General features: G+C 69.5%; 3 protein-coding genes. 1 reads left to right on the forward strand and 2 read right to left on the reverse strand.

The annotated features are described in order from the left end of the window. Positions 1-1001 (reverse strand): methionine synthase (locus AN233_RS01680; RefSeq protein ID WP_058365169.1); only part of this gene is annotated, 1001 nt, incomplete at its 3' end. Continuing rightward, complete coding sequence (locus tag AN233_RS01685; RefSeq protein WP_058365140.1) at positions 1001-1999, reverse strand: 5-methyltetrahydropteroyltriglutamate--homocysteine methyltransferase; 999 nt, start codon at positions 1997-1999, stop codon at positions 1001-1003. The genes AN233_RS01685 and AN233_RS01680, both read right to left, overlap by 1 nt. Before the next feature lie 154 nt (positions 2000-2153). Here AN233_RS01685 and AN233_RS01690 point away from each other — a divergent pair, with 154 nt between their 5' ends. Then, the gene (locus AN233_RS01690; protein ID WP_125919949.1) at positions 2154-3053 is read left to right on the forward strand and encodes an ABC transporter substrate-binding protein; all 900 of its coding nucleotides are present in this window, start codon (positions 2154-2156) and stop codon (positions 3051-3053) included. Positions 3054-3110 lie beyond the last annotated feature (57 nt).

Consider the following 3110-nt stretch of genomic DNA (forward strand, 5'->3'; position numbering starts at 1 on the left):
GTGACCATGTTCTCCGTCTTACCGTACGCGATCTCCCGGGGCAGGAGCTTCAGCCCGCAGTCCGGGGAGATCGTGAGCTTCTCCGGCGGCACGACGCGGAGGCCCTGCAGGATGTTCTCCTTGATCTCCGCGACCGGCTCGACCTCCGCGGTGTGGGCGTCGACGACGCCGAGCGCGAGGTCCGGTTCGAACTCGGGCTCCTCGAAGACGGGGATCTGCTCGTAGTCGCCGTTGCAGAGTTCCACGTCGAACTCGTCGATGGGGTAGTCGTTCAGCTCGGGGTAGATCCGCGAGTAGTCCCCGTAGCAGACGTGGAGCCCGATGCGCACGTCGTCGGGGATGCCCGAGACGATCCGTTCGAGCGCCTCGCCGACGATGGCGTGGTCCTCCGGCGTCGTCGCCAGCGCCGGCTCGTCGATCTGGATGTAGCGGGCGCCCGCCTCGACCAGCTTCTCGACCTCCTCGTTGACGAGGTCGGCGAGGTCGTAGACGAGCTCCTCGGTGGAGGGGTACGCCTCGTTGAACGCCCAGTAGCCGAGCGTGTACGGGCCCGTGATGGGGACTTTGACGGGCCGCTGGGCCACGTTCGAGGTGAACTCGAACTCGTCGACCAGCCACGGCTCGTCGTAGGTGACCTCCTCGACGACGGAGGGCTTGTCGAAGTAGTTGTGGCCCCACACCTTCACCGGCCCGTTGAACTCGTAGCCGTCGATGCGGTGCGCGAAGAACTCCACCATCTCGTTGCGGCGCATCTCGCCGTCGACGACGGTGTCGAGGCCGGCGCGCTCGTGCTCGTGCGTGATGAGCCGGCAGGCGTCGTCGTGGGCCTCCTCAAGGTCCACGGCGTCGAACTTCGAGTCCTCGTCCTCGACGAGCTCGTCGGCCCGGTTGAGCCACTTGGGCTTCGGATAGGAGCCGACGACCGTCGTCAGCAGGAACGAGTCGTTGGGATGGTCGTTCGGGCGGAACTGCGCGCGGTTCGCGTCGGGATTTCTGACCATTACTCGAGCACCTCCGTGGCGGCGGCGAGCGCCTCGATCTTCGCTTTGTACTTGTTCTCCGGCAGGTAGAACAGCTCCGTGTTCGAGGTGAGGTACGTCGTCTCGAACGCGGAGACGGGCACCTGCGACTCGAACCACTCGACGCGCTCGGCGACCGTCTCGGGGTCCTCGACGAGCGTGTTCTGTCCGTCGATCAGCCCGAGCGCGACCGAATCCTTCGTCCCGTACTCTTGGACGTTATAGACGGTGTCGTCGCGGTCGCCCGCCACGAGGTCGAGCCCGAGCGCGTCCACGTCCGCGTCCATCAGGTGCGCGTACGTCTTCTCGTCGAGCGCGCCCCAGTAGGTGTGGACGACGACCTCCGCGTCGGTCGCGGCCGCGACCGTATCGATCGCCTCGCTGGCGGCGGCGGCGAGACCGTCTTCGGGCGGGTTCTCCACGAGCGAGGGCTCCAGCAGGAACAGCGTTTCGTGGTCCGGGAACGCCTCGACCTCGCCCGCGAGGAACTCCGCGACCGCGGCGAGGAACGTCTCCGCGTCGCCGTACTGCTCGTCGGTCGCGAGGTCCGCGAGCGAGTACGGGCCCGGCAGCGTCGCCTGCAGCGGCGCCTCGCCGCCGAGCACGTCCGCGGCCGCTTCCAACTCGGCAGCCACGTCGCCCGAGAAGGACAGCTCCGCCGTCACCTGCGGGTCGCGGTAGAAGTTGTTGTTGTCGTAGTAGCGCACGATGCCGCCGGTCTCCACCGCGTCGGAGACGGTCAGCGGGTGCGCGATCATGTCGTCCCAGCGGCCTTGCCCCTCGACGACGCGGTCGAGGCCGGCGTCGAGCTGGTCGGCGACGAACTCGGCGCGGACCTCGTCGTACGCTGCGACGATGTCCGCGCCTTCGTCACCGCTCAGGAGGTCGCCCTTCTGGTGGCCCTTCAGGTCGGAGAGTCTCTCTTTCGCCCAGTCCGGGAGCGGGAACAGCCCGGGCGTGGTCGCGACGCGTTGAGTCATCGAACGGACCTTCGATATGCCGGAGTTTAATATTTGCGAAGCCGACTAATGTCTGTTGGTAATTCCTCACGGGGCCAGCTGGGGGGCGGCGCCGCGGCTCCGCGGCGCCGCCGACCGCGAAGCGTTAATGCCGAGCGCCTGCGAACCGCAGTCCATGACCGTCGTCTCGCTGTTCCCGTCCGCGACCGAGGTGGCCGCGGAACTCGGGGCCACGCCCGCGGCCGTCTCCCACCAGTGCGACCACCCGCCCGAGGTCGCGGACCGCCCGACGCTCACGGGCCTCGTTCGGGAACTCGACCGCGACCCCGCCGAGGTGGACCGCATCGCCGCCTTCGACGGCACGTATTACCTCGACGGCGAGACGCTCGCCGCGGCCGACCCCGACGCGGTGCTCACGCAGGGCGTCTGCGCGGTCTGCGCGCTCGACGCCGGCCTCGCCCGCGAGGCGGTCGCACGACTGGGCCTCGACTGCGAGGTGCTCGACGTGCACGCCGACGACCTCGGCGACGTGCTCGACAACGTGGAGCGCATCGGTCGCGCGGTGGGCCGGGAGACGGCCGCCCGCGACCTCCGCGCCGACCTCGACGCGCGGATCGACCGCGTGCGCGAGGCGGTCGCGGACGTGCCCGCCGACGAGCGCCCGCGCGTCGCCGCCTTCGACTGGACCGACCCCCTGAGACACGGCGGGCTGTGGGTCCCGGAGCTGGTCGAGATCGCTGGCGGCGAGGCAGGCCTCGCGGAAGCCGGGCAGCGCTCCGAGAAACTCGACTGGGCCGACGTGCGCGCGTACGACCCGGAGGTGATCGTCGTCGCGCCCTGTGGCTACGACCGCACCGGCGCGGAGCGCGCCGTCGAGGACCTCCGCGCCCGCGAGGGCTTTTCGGAGCTCGCCGCCGCCCGCGAGGGGCGCGTCTACGCGATGGACGGCACCGCCTACATGAATAGACACAGCCACCGCGTCGTCGACACGCTGGAGGCGCTGGCGGCGACGATCCACCCCGCCCGGGTCGATCTCCCCGACCGCGTGGCGCCCGTCGAGACGCGGCCGGCATAAGGGGCGTTTCTGTCGGCGGTTTCTCTTCAGTTCTTCTGCCAGCGGTTTTCTGTCCGC

It is taken from the genome of Haloparvum sedimenti, assembly GCF_001462205.1.
Lineage (GTDB): Archaea > Halobacteriota > Halobacteria > Halobacteriales > Haloferacaceae > Haloparvum > Haloparvum sedimenti.